Origin of the sequence: Maribacter sp. HS (assembly GCF_048059195.1) — a bacterium.
Classification (GTDB): Bacteria; Bacteroidota; Bacteroidia; order Flavobacteriales; family Flavobacteriaceae; genus Maribacter; species Maribacter dokdonensis.
Genome location: NZ_JAYLVV010000003.1, coordinates 201,622 through 219,672, shown reverse-complemented (window position 1 = coordinate 219,672; position 18,051 = coordinate 201,622). Strand labels below are relative to the sequence as shown.

17 protein-coding genes are annotated in these 18,051 nt (G+C 35.6%); 6 read left to right on the top strand and 11 right to left on the bottom strand.

Annotated elements, in window-relative coordinates:
- Positions 1 to 7 precede the first annotated feature (7 nt).
- A complete protein-coding gene (locus VBZ51_RS06085) occupies positions 8 to 886 on the bottom strand; it encodes a LysR substrate-binding domain-containing protein (RefSeq protein WP_058105023.1) in 879 nt (292 codons plus the stop codon).
- 99 nt (positions 887 to 985) lie between these two features.
- On the opposite strand from VBZ51_RS06085, the gene VBZ51_RS06080 reads away from it, so the two are divergent.
- Together VBZ51_RS06080 and VBZ51_RS06075 are read left to right on the top strand one after the other, a co-directional pair.
- Positions 986 to 1,612: a LysE family translocator gene (locus VBZ51_RS06080; RefSeq protein WP_416576375.1), complete on the top strand. Its 627-nt coding sequence runs from the start codon at positions 986 to 988 to the stop codon at positions 1,610 to 1,612.
- A gap of 166 nt (positions 1,613 to 1,778) precedes the next feature.
- On the top strand, positions 1,779 to 2,450 hold the full coding sequence (locus VBZ51_RS06075; RefSeq protein ID WP_416576374.1) for a class I SAM-dependent methyltransferase: 672 nt from the start codon (positions 1,779 to 1,781) through the stop codon (positions 2,448 to 2,450).
- A 31-nt stretch (positions 2,451 to 2,481) separates the two neighbouring features.
- Here the strand turns inward: VBZ51_RS06075 and VBZ51_RS06070 are convergent, their stop codons facing one another.
- The 7 genes from VBZ51_RS06070 to VBZ51_RS06040 all read right to left on the bottom strand — a co-directional run bounded on the left by VBZ51_RS06070 (position 2,482) and on the right by VBZ51_RS06040 (position 11,336).
- Entirely contained in the window at positions 2,482 to 2,943 is a 462-nt protein-coding gene (locus VBZ51_RS06070; protein ID WP_099191100.1) for a RidA family protein, read from the bottom strand.
- Between the two features lie 186 nt (positions 2,944 to 3,129).
- The gene (locus tag VBZ51_RS06065) at positions 3,130 to 4,614 is read right to left on the bottom strand and encodes a cellulose synthase family protein (protein WP_058105027.1); all 1,485 of its coding nucleotides are present in this window, start codon (positions 4,612 to 4,614) and stop codon (positions 3,130 to 3,132) included.
- Between the two features lies 1 nt (position 4,615).
- Positions 4,616 to 5,305 carry a glycosyltransferase family 2 protein gene (locus tag VBZ51_RS06060; protein ID WP_286813836.1) on the bottom strand — a complete coding sequence of 230 codons (690 nt, stop codon included), beginning with the start codon at positions 5,303 to 5,305 and terminating at the stop codon, positions 4,616 to 4,618.
- Positions 5,305 to 5,796, bottom strand: coding sequence for a toxin-antitoxin system YwqK family antitoxin (locus VBZ51_RS06055; protein WP_071340416.1), 492 nt, complete (start codon positions 5,794 to 5,796; stop codon positions 5,305 to 5,307). Before VBZ51_RS06055 ends, VBZ51_RS06060 begins: the two co-directional genes overlap by 1 nt.
- Before the next feature lie 48 nt (positions 5,797 to 5,844).
- Positions 5,845 to 8,250, bottom strand: a complete 2,406-nt coding sequence (locus VBZ51_RS06050; protein ID WP_416576373.1) for a hypothetical protein — start codon at positions 8,248 to 8,250, stop codon at positions 5,845 to 5,847.
- Positions 8,251 to 8,375: 125 nt separating this feature from the next.
- A complete protein-coding gene (locus VBZ51_RS06045) occupies positions 8,376 to 9,959 on the bottom strand; it encodes a 4Fe-4S binding protein (RefSeq protein ID WP_058105030.1) in 1,584 nt (527 codons plus the stop codon).
- Positions 9,960 to 9,989: 30 nt separating this feature from the next.
- Positions 9,990 to 11,336 (bottom strand): NAD(P)/FAD-dependent oxidoreductase, encoded by a 1,347-nt coding sequence (locus tag VBZ51_RS06040; RefSeq protein ID WP_416576372.1) that lies wholly within the window; start codon positions 11,334 to 11,336, stop codon positions 9,990 to 9,992.
- A gap of 278 nt (positions 11,337 to 11,614) precedes the next feature.
- Between VBZ51_RS06040 and VBZ51_RS06035 the strand changes: the two genes are divergently transcribed.
- From VBZ51_RS06035 to VBZ51_RS06020, 4 genes are all read left to right on the top strand, one after another.
- On the top strand, positions 11,615 to 12,331 hold the full coding sequence (locus tag VBZ51_RS06035; RefSeq protein WP_416576371.1) for a DUF547 domain-containing protein: 717 nt from the start codon (positions 11,615 to 11,617) through the stop codon (positions 12,329 to 12,331).
- A 30-nt stretch (positions 12,332 to 12,361) separates the two neighbouring features.
- Positions 12,362 to 13,237 carry a hypothetical protein gene (locus VBZ51_RS06030; protein WP_416576370.1) on the top strand — a complete coding sequence of 292 codons (876 nt, stop codon included), beginning with the start codon at positions 12,362 to 12,364 and terminating at the stop codon, positions 13,235 to 13,237.
- A gap of 176 nt (positions 13,238 to 13,413) precedes the next feature.
- Positions 13,414 to 14,670 carry an outer membrane protein assembly factor gene (locus tag VBZ51_RS06025; protein WP_416576369.1) on the top strand — a complete coding sequence of 419 codons (1,257 nt, stop codon included), beginning with the start codon at positions 13,414 to 13,416 and terminating at the stop codon, positions 14,668 to 14,670.
- Positions 14,671 to 14,769: 99 nt separating this feature from the next.
- Complete coding sequence (locus VBZ51_RS06020) at positions 14,770 to 15,771, top strand: N-acetylmuramoyl-L-alanine amidase family protein (RefSeq protein WP_254780377.1); 1,002 nt, start codon at positions 14,770 to 14,772, stop codon at positions 15,769 to 15,771.
- Between the two features lies 1 nt (position 15,772).
- Here VBZ51_RS06020 and VBZ51_RS06015 read toward each other — a convergent pair whose 3' ends face one another.
- Genes VBZ51_RS06015 through VBZ51_RS06005 form a run of 3 tightly spaced genes read right to left on the bottom strand, consistent with a single transcriptional unit; the run spans position 15,773 to position 18,005 of the window.
- Positions 15,773 to 16,477 (bottom strand): TIGR04283 family arsenosugar biosynthesis glycosyltransferase, encoded by a 705-nt coding sequence (locus tag VBZ51_RS06015; RefSeq protein ID WP_416576368.1) that lies wholly within the window; start codon positions 16,475 to 16,477, stop codon positions 15,773 to 15,775.
- Positions 16,478 to 16,521: 44 nt separating this feature from the next.
- Positions 16,522 to 17,337, bottom strand: a complete 816-nt coding sequence (locus tag VBZ51_RS06010; RefSeq protein ID WP_416576367.1) for a purine-nucleoside phosphorylase — start codon at positions 17,335 to 17,337, stop codon at positions 16,522 to 16,524.
- The gene (locus tag VBZ51_RS06005) at positions 17,334 to 18,005 is read right to left on the bottom strand and encodes a TIGR04282 family arsenosugar biosynthesis glycosyltransferase (protein ID WP_416576736.1); all 672 of its coding nucleotides are present in this window, start codon (positions 18,003 to 18,005) and stop codon (positions 17,334 to 17,336) included. Before VBZ51_RS06005 ends, VBZ51_RS06010 begins: the two co-directional genes overlap by 4 nt.
- Between the last annotated feature and the right edge of the window lie 46 nt (positions 18,006 to 18,051).

Sequence of the window (18,051 nt, the reverse complement as noted above, 5' to 3'; positions counted from 1 at the left end):
TATTGATTTAAGTAGGGTTTGTCATTTCTTTGGCAAGTTTAACTACTCTTTCTGTTATTCTATTAGGATCATTTTTTCTCCAGTTCATAAATAAGCTAATAGTCTCATCTAGCTCTATAAACCTAACGCCAATTGCATTTGAGAATTTATAGGATAACGGTAGTATAGATATGCCTAGGCCTTGTGCTACTAGATTAATGATCATACCTCCAAAATCAGATTCAATAACAGTTTTTGGCTCAAAACCGTTTTTTTGAAAAAGACTTCTTAATAGTGAAGGAAAGTAAGTGTTTCTATGTAAGCCAGAAATAATGAATTTTTCATCTTGCAACACCTTTAGATCCTTTAAGGTTGTATTGGTCAACCAATGTTTCTCTGAAACAACAAGGCAGATAGGTTCAGTATGTAATTTATACGACATTATATGAGTGTTATTTATAGCATCTCTATTAAAAGCAATATCGGTATCATAATTAAGTAGCAATTTTTCATGGTTTTCATCTATAGGCTCAGTTAATTCTAGTTTTAAATCTGGTATGCTAGCGTTGATTTTACTTAAGAAAAGCGGTAGATAACTAAAGGCAATAGAACCTGGGTAAGAAAGGGAAATATGGCCAGAAGTGCCTTGGTCTATCTTCTTTGCCTGTTTTTGAAAATGATCAAGGTCATTGATGGTAGTTGCCCATTTGTCCTTAAGGAAAATACCCGCATCTGTGAGTTTTACATTGCGTTTATCTCGTTTAAATAGTTGATAACCAATTTCTTCTTCCAATGATTGAATTTGTCTACTTAAGGTAGATTGAGATATGAACAATTTTTCTGCAGCTTTCCAAAAATGAAGTTCCGTGGCAAGGCTTAAAAAATATTTTATTTGCTGTGTAGTCATAATTAATGCAATTTATGCATTAAAAAGCTACAAATATGTATTTTTCATAAACCTTTAGAGTCATTTCTTTGCCTTGTGGATTTTTAAAATTATAGAGCTATGGGTATAGAAAATTTTGTAACCTTTATGGTGTCGGCATTATTGTTTATAATGACACCTGGTTTAGACACTTTTTTTGTGCTGAACAAGTCTTTGGGACAAGGAAGAAAATCGGGAATACAAGCGGCATTAGGAGTAAATGTGGGTATATTGACGCATACTTTGTGTGCGGCAATGGGAGTGTCCGTATTATTGGCCAAATCAGCCTTTGCCTTTGCCGCAGTTAAATATTTAGGTGCTGCCTACCTCATTTATTTAGGGGTGGCAACTTATGGAAAAAGAACAAATTTTGATGGTTTAGAGCAATTGTCAACTAATGGTCAAAAGGTGAAAAGTGATTTTTGGTCAGGTTTTTTGACTAATTCATTAAATCCAAAAGTTGCATTATTCTTTGTTGCTTTTTTTCCGCAGTTTATATCCGCCAACCAAATACATAACCCAATGCCGTATGTAATGTTAGGTGTAACTTATGCGTTTATAGGGGTGGTTTGGTATATTATTTTAACCTTGTTCGCAAGTGTTTTTTCTAACCAGATCAAAGAAAACCCTAGTTCAAGTAAACTGTTAAATAAAATAGGAGGCTTGGCATTTATTTCTATGGGTATTAAAATAGCCTTCTTTAAATAAACGATTATAAGTATTAAATAATCACCACTGATAGTTTGGGGTAACTACCTGCTGAAAGCCATGAATAGGGGAATTTGTACGCAAACTAATTTTATGTTCTCAGGTTAGGTGGTGATTTTTAAATTTTTATACCTTATTTTGAAGTCGAAATTTTGCACTGTTGCTTATGAATACTGATAAAAAGGGTATTAAACCAAATAAGATTCCTTGGCCAACCAAAAAGGCTATGCAACAAGTGTATGAAATGAATCTGTGGGGTAGTGGTACTGAAGATTTTTATTCGGGTGAAGGTTCTCATAAGCCGGAAATTGTAAAACCTTATATAGAGACATTAACTACTTTTTTAACTTCATTTGAAAACCCTATTTCCGTGTGTGATTTAGGATGTGGAGATTTTAATATAGGTAAAGAACTGGTAAGTTATACCAAGAATTATGTTGCCGTTGATATAGTACCCGAATTAATTACGTACAACAAGAAAAAGTTTAAATCAAAGAACGTTGAGTTTCAATGTTTGGATATTGCGGTAGATGACCTTCCTGTTGCAGATTGCGCTATCTTAAGACAAGTACTACAACATTTATCCAATACCGAAGTTCTTCAGATTACCCGTAAGTTAATGCAGTACACCTATGTTATTGTTACGGAGCACTTGCCAAACAAAAAGTTTGTTGCCAACATAGACATTGTTTCGGGTCAAGGTACAAGGCTTAAAATGAAAAGCGGTATAAAGTTACAGGAGTCACCTTTTAACTTAAAAACAGTGAAGTCAAAAGAGCTGTTAAGGGTTGTTGATCAACACGGTGTCATTGTAACCACAGCGTATAAGTTGAGTTAATGTATTTTTATCACGCTATGCTCCATGGTCTTTATTCGGTTTTAATGGTAAAGGTAGCTGTTAGTCCAACGCAGAAATTTCTGGGTAATTTATGTACTCCAAATATTGCTCTTGAGTGTTGGCCTTTTTCATTTAAAACCTTTACGAACAAATTAGATGCTCCATTGACAACATTTGGCGATTCGTCCCAGTTTTCTGCTGACTGAAAGTAGGCATCAAAATGATTTAAACCTATAATTTTATGAAAACCAATTTTACTTTCTACTTGAGCCAATACATTTAAGGCGCATAGTTCCATAGCTTTATACCCTTGTTCGGTTGAAATCTCATTCCCTAATCTACCTTGGTATAAGAACTTTTCATTTAAAATAGGAAATTGAATGGCGATGTAAGCTATGTTATCTCTAATATTTACAGAAACATAATTGCCACCTGGTGTTGATATTGTAGGAAGTTCAAGTCCTAGATTTTTGAGATTTTCTTTAGGATCCATGTTTTAAATTTTGATGCTATTCTCTATAGCAATCACAATATAAAGTGAAAATCTTTTTTACCCTCTATTGTATAAAAAATAAATGTGTAAATGGTCTTTCTGGCGTTCAGGTTATATTAGGATGTCTTGAAAAAAAAAGATAACCCAGTTGAGTTATCTTTTTAAAATATTGCAATTATAGTGCTTTTAAGCCCTTGAGGTCAAAGATTTAAAGAATACAAACCCAAACCCTAGAAATAACATAAAATGGAATGGAAACAGTCCAAAATCATTTAATGGTATGGCGCTGTACATACCGAACATGAAGTAGAGCATTAATGCAAATTCCAATATCATATTGGGCGATAATTTTTTAGCTAGGTATTTGTTTCCCTTCCAACTTTGCTTTAATGAGCTAATGTTGAATTTTGGAGTACGTACAAATTCACTTCTTTTACCCATATGACCTTCAAGTACGGCAATGGTGTTATGTAAAGAGAACCCAAGCGCAACCGAGAAAAAAGTAAAGAAAATTCGTATATAATCTACAAAATTATCAAAGCCGCTACCTTGTATACTCTTGTAGGTAAACCAATAACAGACAAACAATATAATGGTGCTTATCGTGAACAAGCTTAACAAAGAGAATACCCAATCCAAATGACCATAGGTATTTTTAATATAAAGCGATGGTATGCTTAATATAGCTACCAAAAACACACATAAGAACATGGAACTGTTCAACAAGTGCATAACACCATGGAACTTGGTTTTAAATGGAATGTTCTTTGCGGTAATAACGCTCCAAACCGTTTTTCTAAAGTTCTCTGCCCCACCTTTGTTCCAACGAAATTGCTGTGAACGAGCGGCACTGATAACTACAGGTAGTTCTGCCGGGGTTTCTACATCTTCTAAATACTTGAATTTCCAGTTTTTTAACTGTGCGCGGTAGCTTAGGTCCAAATCTTCTGTGAGGGTATCTCCTTCCCAGTTACCGGCATCAAGAATACACTCTTTACGCCAAATACCTGCGGTACCGTTAAAGTTGATGAAGTGACCTTTACTGTTACGCCCTACCTGCTCTAAAGTGAAATGGGCATCAAGAGCAAACGCCTGTATTTTAGTTAAAGTGGAATAGTCTCGGTTTAGGTGGCCCCAACGGGTCTGCACCACACCTATTTCTTCATCTTTAAAATAGATAACGGTTTTTTTAAGCCAGTCTGCAGCCGGTAAAAAGTCTGCATCAAAAATAGCGATGAATTCACCTTTAGCTATTTTTAATCCTTCTTTTAAGGCACCTGCCTTAAAACCAGATCGGTCTGTTCTTGTAATATGTTGTATGTCTAGACCGGTCTCCTGTAATTTAGCTATGCTTGCAGCGGTAGCTATTACGGTATCATCCGTAGAATCATCTAAAACCTGAATTTCCAATTTACTTTTTGGGTATTCAATTTTTGCGATGTTCTCTAAAAGCCTGTCCATTACATACTCTTCGTTAAAGACCGGAAGTTGTATGGTTACGAACGGAATTTCTTTTGGGTCTAACAGGTTAAATTTTGGTGCTGTTTGGTTCTGTCTCTTTTGTGATAAATAATTGATCAACAGATTTAGCTGTGCCAAGCTGTAAAAGAAAATTAATAGTAAAGAAATACTATAAATTACGATGATGAAATATGCTAAAGCTAGTTCCATATTATTTAATACTGTATTTGAAGATCCACCCCAAAATTTTTATGCCAGCAAATATACTACCTTTTACGGTTCCTGATACTTTTGAGATACCAATTCTTCGTTTGTAACGTACTGGTACTTCGGTATATGTCATTTTTTTCTTAAGAACTTTTAGTTGCATTTCAACTGTCCACCCATAAGTTTTGTCTTCCATGTTCAATTCTTTGAGCTTTTCGTATTTAATTGCCCTAAATGGACCTAAATCCGTAAATTTTGCGCCAAAAAACAAACGCATTAAAAATGTGGCCAACCAGTTGCCAAAAACCTGTTGTGGGGTCATGGAACCCTCTTCTCTTAAACTTTTTTCTCTGGCACCTACTACAAAATCAATGTCATTTTCCAAAATTGGGGCAACTACCTTATCCAGCTCTTCCGGATAATCAGAATAGTCTCCATCAATAAATACGATAATATCTGGTTGTTCAGATTTTTTTGCTACATAATCTAACCCGTGCAAGCATGCAAAGCCATAGCCTTTTTTGTTTTCTGTGAGTACCGTTGCACCCGCGGCTTTTGCATTTTTTACTGTGTCATCTGTAGAGTTATTGTTTACAACGATTATTTCAGATACCGTTTTGGGCAGTTCGTTGATGACATGTGCTATAGAATCTGCTTCGTTAAAAGCTGGTATAATTACCTTTATGTCTGTCATTATTTTAAATCAGATAAACTATTTTCATGTGTAAAGGCCCTAAAAGATGTCCATTCTTTAATTTTTTCTCCTTTACTATATTTTTCGGCAGATATGAGTTTTGCATCTTTATATTTTAAACAATATCCGTCCTTTATTCCATTTGTTAATTGACATTTATGGTTAATACGCCCTTGTGGGTCGTAAAAGAGCCACCAACCAATTTCACTATTATCTTTAAACCGTCCTTCTTTAGTTCTAACTCTGTGTTCATCAAAGAAAAACCAATATTTGTCTTTTTTACCGTAAGAATAAAATCCTTGTTGAGATTTGTTTCCGTTAGGGTGGTAAAAAGTCCAGTAATCTGTTCTTGTATTATACCGCATCCATCCTTCACTTTCTATGGTGCCGTCATCATAAAAGTTACGCTTATAATGTTTGTCTTCGGGCTTTATAAAAGCTAACAATCCTAAACAGATCAATACGGCGTATGTGGGTTTTAATAGCTTCATATTATTTCATTTAATTCACTGGTTTCATACGGTATGCAATTTTACTTGCTATTTGTCCCTTTGTATGGTGTAGTGGTTTTTTCCCTTGTTTAGTGCAATATTTTTGCCGCCCCAAACCAGATTTCCGATCATATTGCTTGGAATGGTTATTACAGCGGATAACGTTTCTTTATTTTTTTCTAGTTCAAATTCAATATTCCCTTTTGATGTGGGGAGTAAACCTTTAATTTCATTTAGCTCACCAAAAGCGGGAACGATCTCAACTTCTTCAAAATCATTTTTTACGGACCGGATGCCCGCCAAATAATTAAAATAAAAATAGGCTGGTGATGCACTCCACGGATGAACCTCTGAACGTGTTGGTTTTTCTGTACTTTCAAAACGTTCTAGTGTAGTGGTCATATGATCGTCGATCATTTGCTCCCAAGGTTTTTGTGCAAGGTCGAATAGCTCTGGTGCACCTACTTTTTTTATCGCTTCAAAAAGATAAAAGCGATAGTAATAGGTAGCCTGTAATAAATCTTTTTCGGTTAAAATTTTTGATAATAATGCTTTTTGCCCTGACAATGGTATGACATTGGTCAATATGGCCATGATATTGGTATGTTGATCATAAATGGTCTTGTCTGGTCTTTCAGCAAAGAGCTTTCTTTTGGCATCGTAACAATGTTTGTTGACCGATGCTATAATTTCTTGCGCTCTATTTTTATAGCTGTTATAGGTATGATCATCTCCTATTTCTTTAAAAAGTAGTGCGGCGTTCTGTAGTGCATGAACATAATGTAGGCTTACAACGGCAGAATTAAGACCATCATTTTTTGTTGCCGTACCACTGCCATTATTGGGTCCTGTATACCAATCAACGAAATACCGATAGGGTGTTTTGTTTACCAAATTAAGCTCATTCATGTTCTTTTCAAAACCAGCTAAAGTATTGGTGATGCCGTCTTTGTAAGTATGTATAAATGCTTTGTCACCAGAGGTTTTATAATAATCGGCAATCATATCTACCCACACCAAAGAATAGGTAGGGTAAATAAATGTGGAGCGCAGAGGATAGGCGCCCAATATATTGCCATCAGAATCCCTGGAATGATCAAATTGGCGAATGGCATTTTTAGTATGTGCCGTATTCCCGCTCAATGCCTGCCAAATTAAAGCCTGTATTTTGGTATCGCCAACATATTGCATGGTCTCATAATAGGCATCGCTCAAAAAATAATCTTGTGTGCAGATATCTATAGTACGTTTGCAGATATCAAAAATATCATTGTACAAGGTATTGTCAGATGTAAACTTTGCGATGGATGGTATGGTTGTTCGTGATCTATGATTTACAAACTTTTCTAAAATAAGTTCTTGGTCTTTGGTAGCTATTTCAAATGCTATAAAACGAAAAGTGCGCATCCAATTAGGAATAAATTTTTGAGCCACATTACCGTTAGAAATAACTTCATCGAAATACCCTAAAAGCTGTTTGTTTTCAATATTGTTTCGATCGCCTTTTTCATTGTTTTCACCAAAAAGATTCTCGGCATATTTAATAGTGATTTTGGCTGATTTTCCTTTGCTGAAAATCAGTTCAGGAAAACCGTTGGTAACATATTGTCGATCGATTAAAAAAGTAATATTCTTGTTTGGAGCAACTATAAGTTCACCTGATTTTGGGAAAGCGGTGTCAATAGGGTTACTTGACCTTACAATACTACCTACACGTTCTTGATCCCACGAAAGCAAAGGCAAATTACGAGGTTCTAATAAATAGGCAATGGAACCGCCCATGCTACTGGCATTCTCAAAAAAATCAACCTTTTTCCACCTGGAATCATCATAATCCAACGTTTCCCAATTTGTTGGGTAGTGGTTCATATCAACAATATCGGTTGGATTGTTTGCATAGAATCCGCCAACGATCGCCTTTTCTCCAATACCTCTCCAAACCACTTCATTGGCTTTATATGATTGGTCTATGGTGCTTAGCCAATTATCATTGTTTCCAGTGGTATTGATAAATTTTGCATTGTTGGTAACGCCATTTACCATAACACTAGTAAATATGGACTGCATGCCTAAGAATCTCCTTTTTCCAAAATTGATGACCTTAACGGCGATAACGTTTTTGCCCTGGTTTAGATAGTCTTTTAAGTTTAAGGTTTCAAATTTATAGTGCTGAATGTCGCTTAATTGCGGACCGTGGGTAATAAAATGCCCATTTACATATAAAAAGTAATGATTGTCTGCAGAAATATTAATGATGAAATCCTCTTTGGAATCGGTGATATTGAAAGTGTTTCTAAATAACACTGCAGTGTCCTCTCCTCCTTTAATATCTGGGTGGCTAACCCAGCTGGCGCTTATATTTTCCTTACCATAAATTACCTCAGGATAATTGATTTCTTTTTGCCCCTGCAAATGCAAAGAGAAAAGAATTATGATAAAAAGAAAGCGATTCATTTTTAGTTTTCTATGGTGGTTATTACGTTGTAAAGGTCATGAAAGATTAGCTAAAACCAATCTTTCATGTTCTTTTTCCTAGATGATAATTTTGGGCATTTTCTAAATGACCCTACTGAATACAACTAGTTTTTGTTTACAAGATCCATTAAATCAACATCATTGCCCAACAAAACTTCTTTAGAGTCTATACGTCCTTTTTCTGGTCCGTTCTCTAATTTTAATACACCTCTAGGGCAAACAGCGGAACAAATACCACAGCCAACACAACTAGATCTTACAATATTTGCGCCTTTTTGAGCGTAAGCACGTACATCTATACCCATTTCACAGTAGGTAGAACAGTTACCGCAGGAAATACATTGACCACCATTGGTAGTAATTCTAAATTTAGAGAACATACGTTGCTGAAATCCTAATATTGCGGCCATTGGGCATCCAAATCTACACCATACACGGTTTCCTAAAATGGGGTAGAAACCTGTTCCTATTACCCCGGAGAAAATACTACCGATCAAAAAGCTATAGGTAGAACGTAGGGTTTCTGCTTTAAAAATGAATATGTTTCCAGAGCCACTAAAAAAGTGCATGCCTATTAATACCGCTATTATGGTAAAATATCCAATAGCGCCATATTTGGCATCTTTCTCAAGTTCGTCTCTTTTGTAAATCATTACCCACGCAAATACAGCGGTTAAAATAATGGCAACGCCAGAAATAAACATGGTTTTTGTTAGCCAGTATTTACTGGTGTCGTTACCTAAATAGGAGTAGATTACCGCAGTAGTCATTAAGGTTACGAATACTACTACACTGTGTACTACCCATCGCTCAACTTTCCAGGCGAATTTAGATTTATCACTTAATTGACGAAAAGAATCTCCAGCAGTTTCTGCCAGGCCACCACAACCACAAACCCAAGAGCAGTACCAACGTTTACCATATTTATAGGTCAAGAAAGGAGATATAACAAATATGGATATGATCCCAAAGAATAACATGGTCATCCCCACACTACCAGAATCTATAAAGCCATTAATACGGTAACGTTCAAAATTATAATAGTTTAAAGGCCACATATTTTTTAAATCGTAATACGGTAAATCTCCATTTAAACGCGCCATTATTTCTGGAATAAAAAAAGCAAATGCCGTTTGAAAGAACATAACACTTACCGTTCTTAACTGTTCGTATTTATTATGACGGTATTTCCAAATAAATTTAGCTCCAAAAGCTAAAATAGCTACGGTATATAGCGTACCATAAACAAACCATTGGCTGGCTGGGTTGCCACTTAAAGCTTTGCTCAAGGGGTCAAATAATGCAATTAAACCAGTGTTGTCACCATCTTTTACTAGCCCTAAATATTGCGGATAAAAATAAAGAACAATGTAGAATCCTGTTAAGGCGATACCTGCCATCCAGGCTAGTACACCTCTGCTGGACATTGATTTAAACCAAACCCCATCATTTTTTATCCCTTTATGTTTATGTGCATATGCAGCTTGTGAAAACCAAATGATTCCGGCAAAAATGGCAAGAATAGCTATTGAAAGCCATAGTGCACTATTGCCTAAATTTAAATTGAACAATTGTAAAATAAGAATGCCCATACCGGTCATACCTGTTATTACAGCCAATTTTTGGCCAGTGTTCAAAGCTTTTGGCGGTTCTCCCGCAAGTGACATACTTCTATTTAAATTACCCATGGTAGGTGTGTTTTTATTTTAATAATTGAGTTAGGCGATGCTGAAAATTCGTTTCCAACTTTTTTTCTTCGGATTAATGTTCTTGTTGTAATCGCTATTGTATTTGGCAACAATTGCGTCCTCGTGTAGTTTGTAGAATTCCGGATCAAAATTGGCATCTTTTAAGTAAGTCATTACATGGTCAATATCTTTGTTCTCCGTTAACCATTGGTCAAAGATCTCATGTCTCATGCGTATGCCAAAAGTGTTGATACCTAAAAATTGATTAGTGTCTTTGTCGAACGCTACGGTAATACATATTTTTTCTTCGGGGTGTCTCCAATGAAAATGCTGTTCAGTTTCTTTTTTGCCTCGTTCACTAAACACCCATCCGTAAGTTTGGTACTCCACATCTAAAAATTTAGCAGAGTTGAACCAATGACCGGGATTATACTTTCTTGGGTTTCCACAAATAGTCTGTGCTAGGGTTTCGCCCATCATTCTACCGGTATACCATACGGCCTCTATAGGTCTTCTGCTACCTATGCCTTCATGTTGCTCTGCACAATCGCCAATAGCGTATACATCTTTTATGTTGGTTTCTAAAAATCTATTTACTTTAACACCTCTGCCTATTTCTATGCCAGAATCTTTTAGAAAATCTATATTAGGGGCAACACCGGCAGTTAGGCCAACAACGTTACATTCAATGGTTTCACCTTTATCTGTAACAACAGCTTTGGCATGACCGTTATCATCAGCAATAATTTTTTCAAGATTTGTGTCTAACTGTAAATCTATATGGTGCTCTATGATATGTTCGTTGATCATTGCGGATTCTCCTTCGGGTAGCACACCGTTCCAAAAACTTTTTTCACGAACTAAAAAGGTGACCGGTATTTCTCTAGAACGTAACATTTCTGCCATTTCTATACCTATAAGTCCGCCGCCAACAATTACCGCTCTATTACACACCTTGTTGTTAGGGGCATTTTTTTCTAACATTTCAAGATCTTGTTTGGAATACAGTCCTTGTACACCTTTTAAATCTTGACCGGGCCAGCCAAACTTGTTGGGTTTTGAGCCGGTTGCAATTACCAATTTGTCATAAGAAACAGTAGAACCTCCTTTTAAAAGCAATTTTTTAGAATCGGTGTCTACTTTTTCAACAAAACCTTTCATAAGATTAATTCTGTTCTTTTTCCAGAACCAGTTCTCATAAGGTTGTGTATGTTCAAATTTCATGTGGCCCATGTAAACATACATTAGGGCTGTTCGCGAAAAGAAATAATCGCTTTCTGCAGAAATAATAGTAATTCTTTTGTCCGATAGTTTACGAATATGTCTAGCTAAAGTGACCCCAGAAATGCCATTACCTATAATTACAATATGATCCATAAAATGATTTTGTTGGTGGTTGTGTCGGTATTAAAGGTAATAACTTAACAGCTACATTTTAATTTAGAAAGATTATAAACTTGTTATAACTCTGTGATACTTTTAATCGTAGTTTGCGTTTTAATGAAATTAAAACGTCTTTGTAACATCCAGAAAATCAGTGATTAATTGAGACGTAAGTATTGAAAAAATCGTTGAAAAATATTTTTTTGTTTGTATGGTTTTTAAAAAATGACCGACTTAAACAATCTCAAAAGCAATTTTAAATTAAGATTACCATGAAAAAAACTATTATACCTTTTTTGTTTATCTTTTTTGCTGTAAACAGTATAACGGCACAAGATTTAACTACTTTTTTTAGCAAAAGCGATAGCTTTTTTAAAGCCAATGTTGTGAACGGCAAAGTGAAGTATGCCGCAATTAAAAATGACCCAAAAAGTTTAAATGCCGTTTTGGAAATAGCAAAGGGTATTTCGGTTTCTAAATCTGATGCTACACAATACCAAGCCTTCTGGATCAATGCTTATAATTTATTGGTCATAGATGGTATTGTAAACAATTACCCATTAAAGTCACCATTGGATGTTCCTGGATTTTTTGATAAAGCTAAACATGAGGTTGGCGGTAAATCCATAACCTTGAACGGTATAGAGAATAATTTGCTGAGAGCGGAATTTCCTTCTGAAGCAAGATTTCATTTTGTATTGGTATGTGCAGGTTTGGGTTGTCCTCCTATTATAAATACGGCATATAAACCGGCTACATTGAACAGTCAGCTACAAAAACAAACGGTTTTGGCGTTGAACAACCCCAATTTTATAAAAGTGAATAAGAATAAGGTGCAAATTTCACAATTATTCGAGTGGTATAAGGGAGATTTTGAACAAAAAGGAAGTACTGTAGATTTTATTAATACCTACAGAAAAGAACAATTACCAGAAAAGGCAAAGGTATCTTACTATCCTTATGACTGGTCTTTGAACGAAACCAAATAATCAATTTAGAATTTTTAAAAAAAACCAAAGATGAGAGTTTCAACAAAAACGATATTTTCAATAGTTTTCTTTTGCTCAATAATATCGGGCTTTGCTCAAGATAGTTTGCAGCAGAAAAGTAATATTCAACAGTATACACCTTCAAAATTGGTAGGTAAGGGTCAGTATGATGTAAAATGGTTCAACAATTTATACACACAGACCAAAAGTACTTTTACAGACGGTACTGAACCTAGACAAACCTTTTTTACCTCTACGTTAGAAGGATATACAGGTGTAGGAACCAATAAACGATGGAATATAGGTGCTATTTTAGAATTTAGATCTAACGTGATCGGTGATAGAAGTGCTACTGATGTTTTTAAATTTGATGGCGAAAACAACACGGCTAGATCTGGACTTACCTCTATTGCACCATCTATAAAGTTTGTGCCAATAGCATCGGTAAGTAATTTTTCCATTCAGAGTTCTTTCTTTATTCCGTTAGTGGATAATGAAACTGAAAACGGGGTTTTCCTAGATCAAAAAGGTTACATATGGCAGAATAGATTTTTCTATGACTATACTTTTCCGGGAGACAAATGGCAACTTTTTAGTGAAATAAACTCAGAGTTGAGTTTTGGTGATAAAGAAGAGAGCTTTGCCAATAATAGTTTAAACCTAACCCCAGGTTTGTTCTTGAGCTATTTTCCTTCGAGTAAATTCACAGTTTTAGCTTTGGCGCAACATTCTCAACGATTGGATTTAGGTAACAATTTTGCACAAGATTTCACTGCCATTGGTGGTGGTGCAAAATATCAGTTGACAAGTGCCTTGAACCTAGAATTGCTGTATACTAATTTTGTACGCGGTAGTAATACCGGTTTAGGACAAACATTTAATCTAGGGTTAAGAGGTATTTTTTAATTTTTATTTGAGTGTTTCTTAAAAGAGTCTATTGTTGTAAGGCAATTAGACTCTTTTTTGGTTTAAGTCATGTTGTTTTTAACTAAAATTGATTCCGTACTTAATTTGTTCTATATTGAGAGTCAAGATGAAATGTCCTTATGGTTTATGACTTAAATACCTGCAAATGTAAAGGTATGCTGTTGGTTGTTGCAGTACTGTTTTTAGTATGCTCATCTGCGTATGGGCAAACCAATGAGGTAAGTCAACTGCAGATTTCAGGAACAAAGCGGACTAAGATTTCTTTTATTGAAAAGCTGGTTACCTTAAAGAAAGGTATGGAGTTGGATACTGTAGTAATGGATCAAGATATTCTCCGTTTAAAAAAGCTGCCCTCAATATCTCACGCATATTATAAGGTGAATTTATTACCTAGTGACCAATGTACTGTGCAATATGTTGTAGAGGAAAATTTTACTTTAATACCATTTGCCAATCTGTTTAGTTCTTCCAATGATAATTTCGCATTTAGGGTAGGGCTGCAAGAATTTAATTCCTTTGGGCAAAATATTACTTTAGGAGCGTTTTATCAGTATGATAATTATAGTTCTTTTGGGGTAAGTGTAAGGGCACCTTACTTGGTTACCAGTAAGTTGGGTCTAGCATTGAACTATAATAATTTTACAACACTTGAGCCGGTGTTTTTTGAAAACGATACCGCAGATTATAGGTATAGCAATACAGGATTTGAGCTGTTGGCGTTGTATGAGTTCAATTTATTCAACAGAATGGAATTTGGTTTCAGTTTTTTTACTGAGGATTATGCGTATGTTGACGGTGCTACCAGTGCAGATGTTCCATTGAACTTAAATGTTGATAAGCATTTGTTCAAATTTATTTATGATTATAACGGGTTGGACTATTACTATCATTATTTAGACGGATTTAGAAGTCAACTAAATTTTCAGTACGTAGGTAGTACCGATGATAATTTACCTGAGTTTTTAATTGGTTTTAACGATTTCACCTTTTTTAAAAGAATTGGAGATCGGGGAAATTGGGCCAATAGATTGCGTTTAGGTTTGGCAAGTAACGTGGACAGTCCGTTCGCTCCTTTTACCGTAGATAATAACTTAAATATAAGAGGTGTAGGCAACACTATAGATAGGGGTACCGCTATGATTGTGCTGAATACGGAATACAGACAAACCATCATCGAAAAAAATAAATTTGTGCTACAAGGAAATTTCTTTATTGATGGTGGTACATGGAGAAACCCGGCTGGTGGGTTTGATGACTTATGGAAAAGTGAAAACCTTAGAATTTACCCAGGTTTAGGGCTCAGGTTTATGCACAAGCGCATTTTCAATGCAATATTTAGAATAGATTACGGCTACGGAATCACAAAAGACGGAGACAATGGTATTGTCTTTGGTATTGGTCAATATTTTTAGCAATCTTTGTGTCTTTATGAGAGGTCTTCCGCAAATTATGGCATAGACCTTGCGTTTGGTACCAAGATGAATTACAATAATTTTACCATAGTAGTATGTATGTTTTTAAGTGTTTTTTGCTTTGGGCAAGATTCATTAAAAACTATTGTTGCAGAACCTGGTGACGGTATATTGTCACTGTTAAGAAAGCAAGGTGTTGACCCTTATGAAGTGTTTGATGAATTTGTGTTGTTGAACAATGATAATTTACGCGATAGTGTACATCTTATTGCGGGTAGAACATATATTATGCCAGCTGTAAAATTAGATACTGTGGCAATTGTAGATTCCTTGCAGATACAGTCTAAGGAAATTAAGGAATTGGAAAGTGTTTCTTACGATATATTTGGTGAGAAGCATAAAAATGTCATTGAGAAAAGTGAGCGACTAAAAGGTACTATATATTATTTGGTGAGCGGTCATGGCGGTCCTGATCCCGGGGCAATGGGCATATATGCCGGTAAGGCCATTGCAGAAGATGAATACGCATATGACATAACTTTGCGTTTGGCAAAAGAATTGCTTTCCCATGGCGCAAAAGTCTATATTATTATACAAGATCCCAATGACGGTATTAGAGATGATTTTATTTTAGAGATCGACCATGATGAGGTGGCTTATTTAGACAAAACAATACCTTTAAATCAAGTTGCGAGATTAAAGCAGCGTGTAGAAATTGTAAATGATTTATATAAATCTAATAAAGGCAACTATCAAAGATTGATAGTTACACATGTAGATAGTAGAAGTGAGGGGCAGAACATAGATGTGTTTTTTTATCATCATGAGCATAGTAAAAATGGTAAAAGGTTGGCGCAAAGTATTCATAAGACCTTTGAAGCCAAGTATAAGAAATACCAACCAAACCGAAGCTACTCTGGTACTTTTGAGGATAGAACCTCTCTTTATTTGGTGAAAAAGACTCACCCTGCTATGACCTTTATCGAAATTGGTAATATTAGAAATGCCAAAGATCAAGTAAGGATCGTAGATCCAGATAATAGGCAGGCATTGGCAAAATGGATCAGTGAAGGGGTGTTGCTGGATTATGAAAGTGAGTAGATTAAGCAGCTATATATTTCAAGTAATATTGATGAAGTTCTGTTGGTTTGGCGCCCAAATGGTATTTTAAATGAATCATGCCAAAATGATACTGTAGTCTAATCATGCCGCGTTCTTCGTACCTTCTGGCAGAAGTGGTTACAGCAGAAGAAATTACCTTAAATGGTTTTAGTTTATAGACTCTCTGAATGAATTCATTGTCTTCATACACAATATAGCTTTCATTAAAACCATCCAGTTGGTGAAAAAGTTTACGGGTAATGAAAAGTGATTGATCACCACCTCTACAAATGTGGTGGTTTATACGGGTGCACCAAGAAAAGAATTTTAAAAATCTACTGTTGCTGTTAAAGCGCATTTGAAAGCATCCTACTTCAAATCCTTTTTTGAATTCTTGAATGATCTCTTTGTCAAAACCCTCTGGGGGTAAAGTATCAACATGTAAAAAATAGAGAATTTCACCGTTGGCATTTGTAGCACCAAAGTTCATTTGTGCAGCACGCCCTTTTTTGCTTTTTAATACTGTGGCTCCGTATGCTTCAGCATTAGTAATTGTTTGGTCCGTGCTACCGCCATCAATGACTAATATTTCTTTAATACACTTGGTTCGTGCATTGGCAGAAATGGAGAAAAGCACATCTTTAATGTACTTTTCTTCATTTAATACCGGTATAATAATGCTAATGGTTGGCTGTGGGGTACTCATAAATCAATACTTGCTAACTTATTGTAGTCAAATACTGGAGTACCTTACAGTTGCTTGATCAATTCCTTGAATAATTTCACCATTTTTGGTTCTGTTTTTTCGGCAATGGAAATAATTTCACCTATATCAACAGGTTTTAGGTTATCTGGGTCGCACTCATCGGTCAAAACAGAAACGGCCACTATGGGTAATGATAAGTGATTGGCAACTATGACCTCTGGTACGGTACTCATACCTACTGCATCTGCTCCTATCAATTTGATCATTCTGTATTCTGCCCTAGTTTCCAATTGAGGTCCTACAACAGATGCATACACACCGCTTTTCAATGAAATGTCATGCTCTTTTGCAATGGCGGTAAGTTTGTTGCGCATATCTAAATCGTAAGGTTCGGACATATCTGCAAAACGTTCGCCAAATTCACTTACACCTTTAAATGCCAATGGAGAGCCTCCTTGAAGGTTAATATGATCTTCTATCAACATCATATCTCCTTTCTTAAAATCTAAATTTACCGCACCAGCGGCGTTAGAGATGAACAGTTTTGAAATACCTAACATATGCATTACGCGAATTGGGTAGGTAATGTCAAGAAAGTCATACCCCTCATAAAGGTGAAAACGACCTTGCATGACCACAACTTTCTTTCCGGATATGGTGCCATAGACTAATTTTCCGGTATGAAATTCCACGGTGGCCAATGGGAAAAATGGAATGTGGTTATAATGGGCATCTATGGGGTCTTCAATACTATCTACTAATTTTCCCAATCCTGTGCCCAGTACAATACCAATTTCTGGGTTGTCAAAACCTTTGTTCTTAAGGTAAGCTACAGACTCTAAAAGTTCTTCTTTCATCATTTTTTCATATGTTTTAAAAAAGGGGCAAAGGCTTCAATATCCTTTATGTCCTCATAAAAATCAACGTCGTTTTTTATTTCTAAAAGGGCGGTTGTTTCATTTTTCAGGTCTGCTAAGGTGTCCTTTAAAACGGTTTCCGTTCCCCATGATTTGTTTTTAAAAAGTTCGGGCATAAATTTTTTCATGCCCAATAAATAATATCCTCCATCTTCTGCAGGACCTACTACAAAATCGTTTTTCTCTAAAGCCTTAAATGCATCTTCTAAATCATCTTGAGAAAGGTCTAGCATATCACTGCCAATGATAATGATTTTTTGATATTCGTTTCTAAATCCTTCTTGAAAGGCATTTGCCATGCGAATGCCAAGGTCATCGCCTATTTGTATTTTTTTATCAAACTTAGAATTGTCCCAAACATCGTTATTCCAAATTTCTTCAGAGTAATACACCTGTTTTTCGGCATAAAGATTTTTGGTAATGGCTACCGTGTGCGCTAATAAGAATTTGTAAATATCAAATGCGGCTTGGTCACCTACAGTTGCAGCTAAACGCCTTTTGCCTTTACCAAGTTCTGGGTTTCTGGTGAAAATAAGCAAAAGGTTGTTTGAGTTTGCGAGAGTGAAATCTATAATTTTCTCGTCTTTTTCCGTCTTATTGTTTTGTAATATTCCCAATCTGATTCTTTAAATTTTCCTAACTCCTAACTCCTAACTC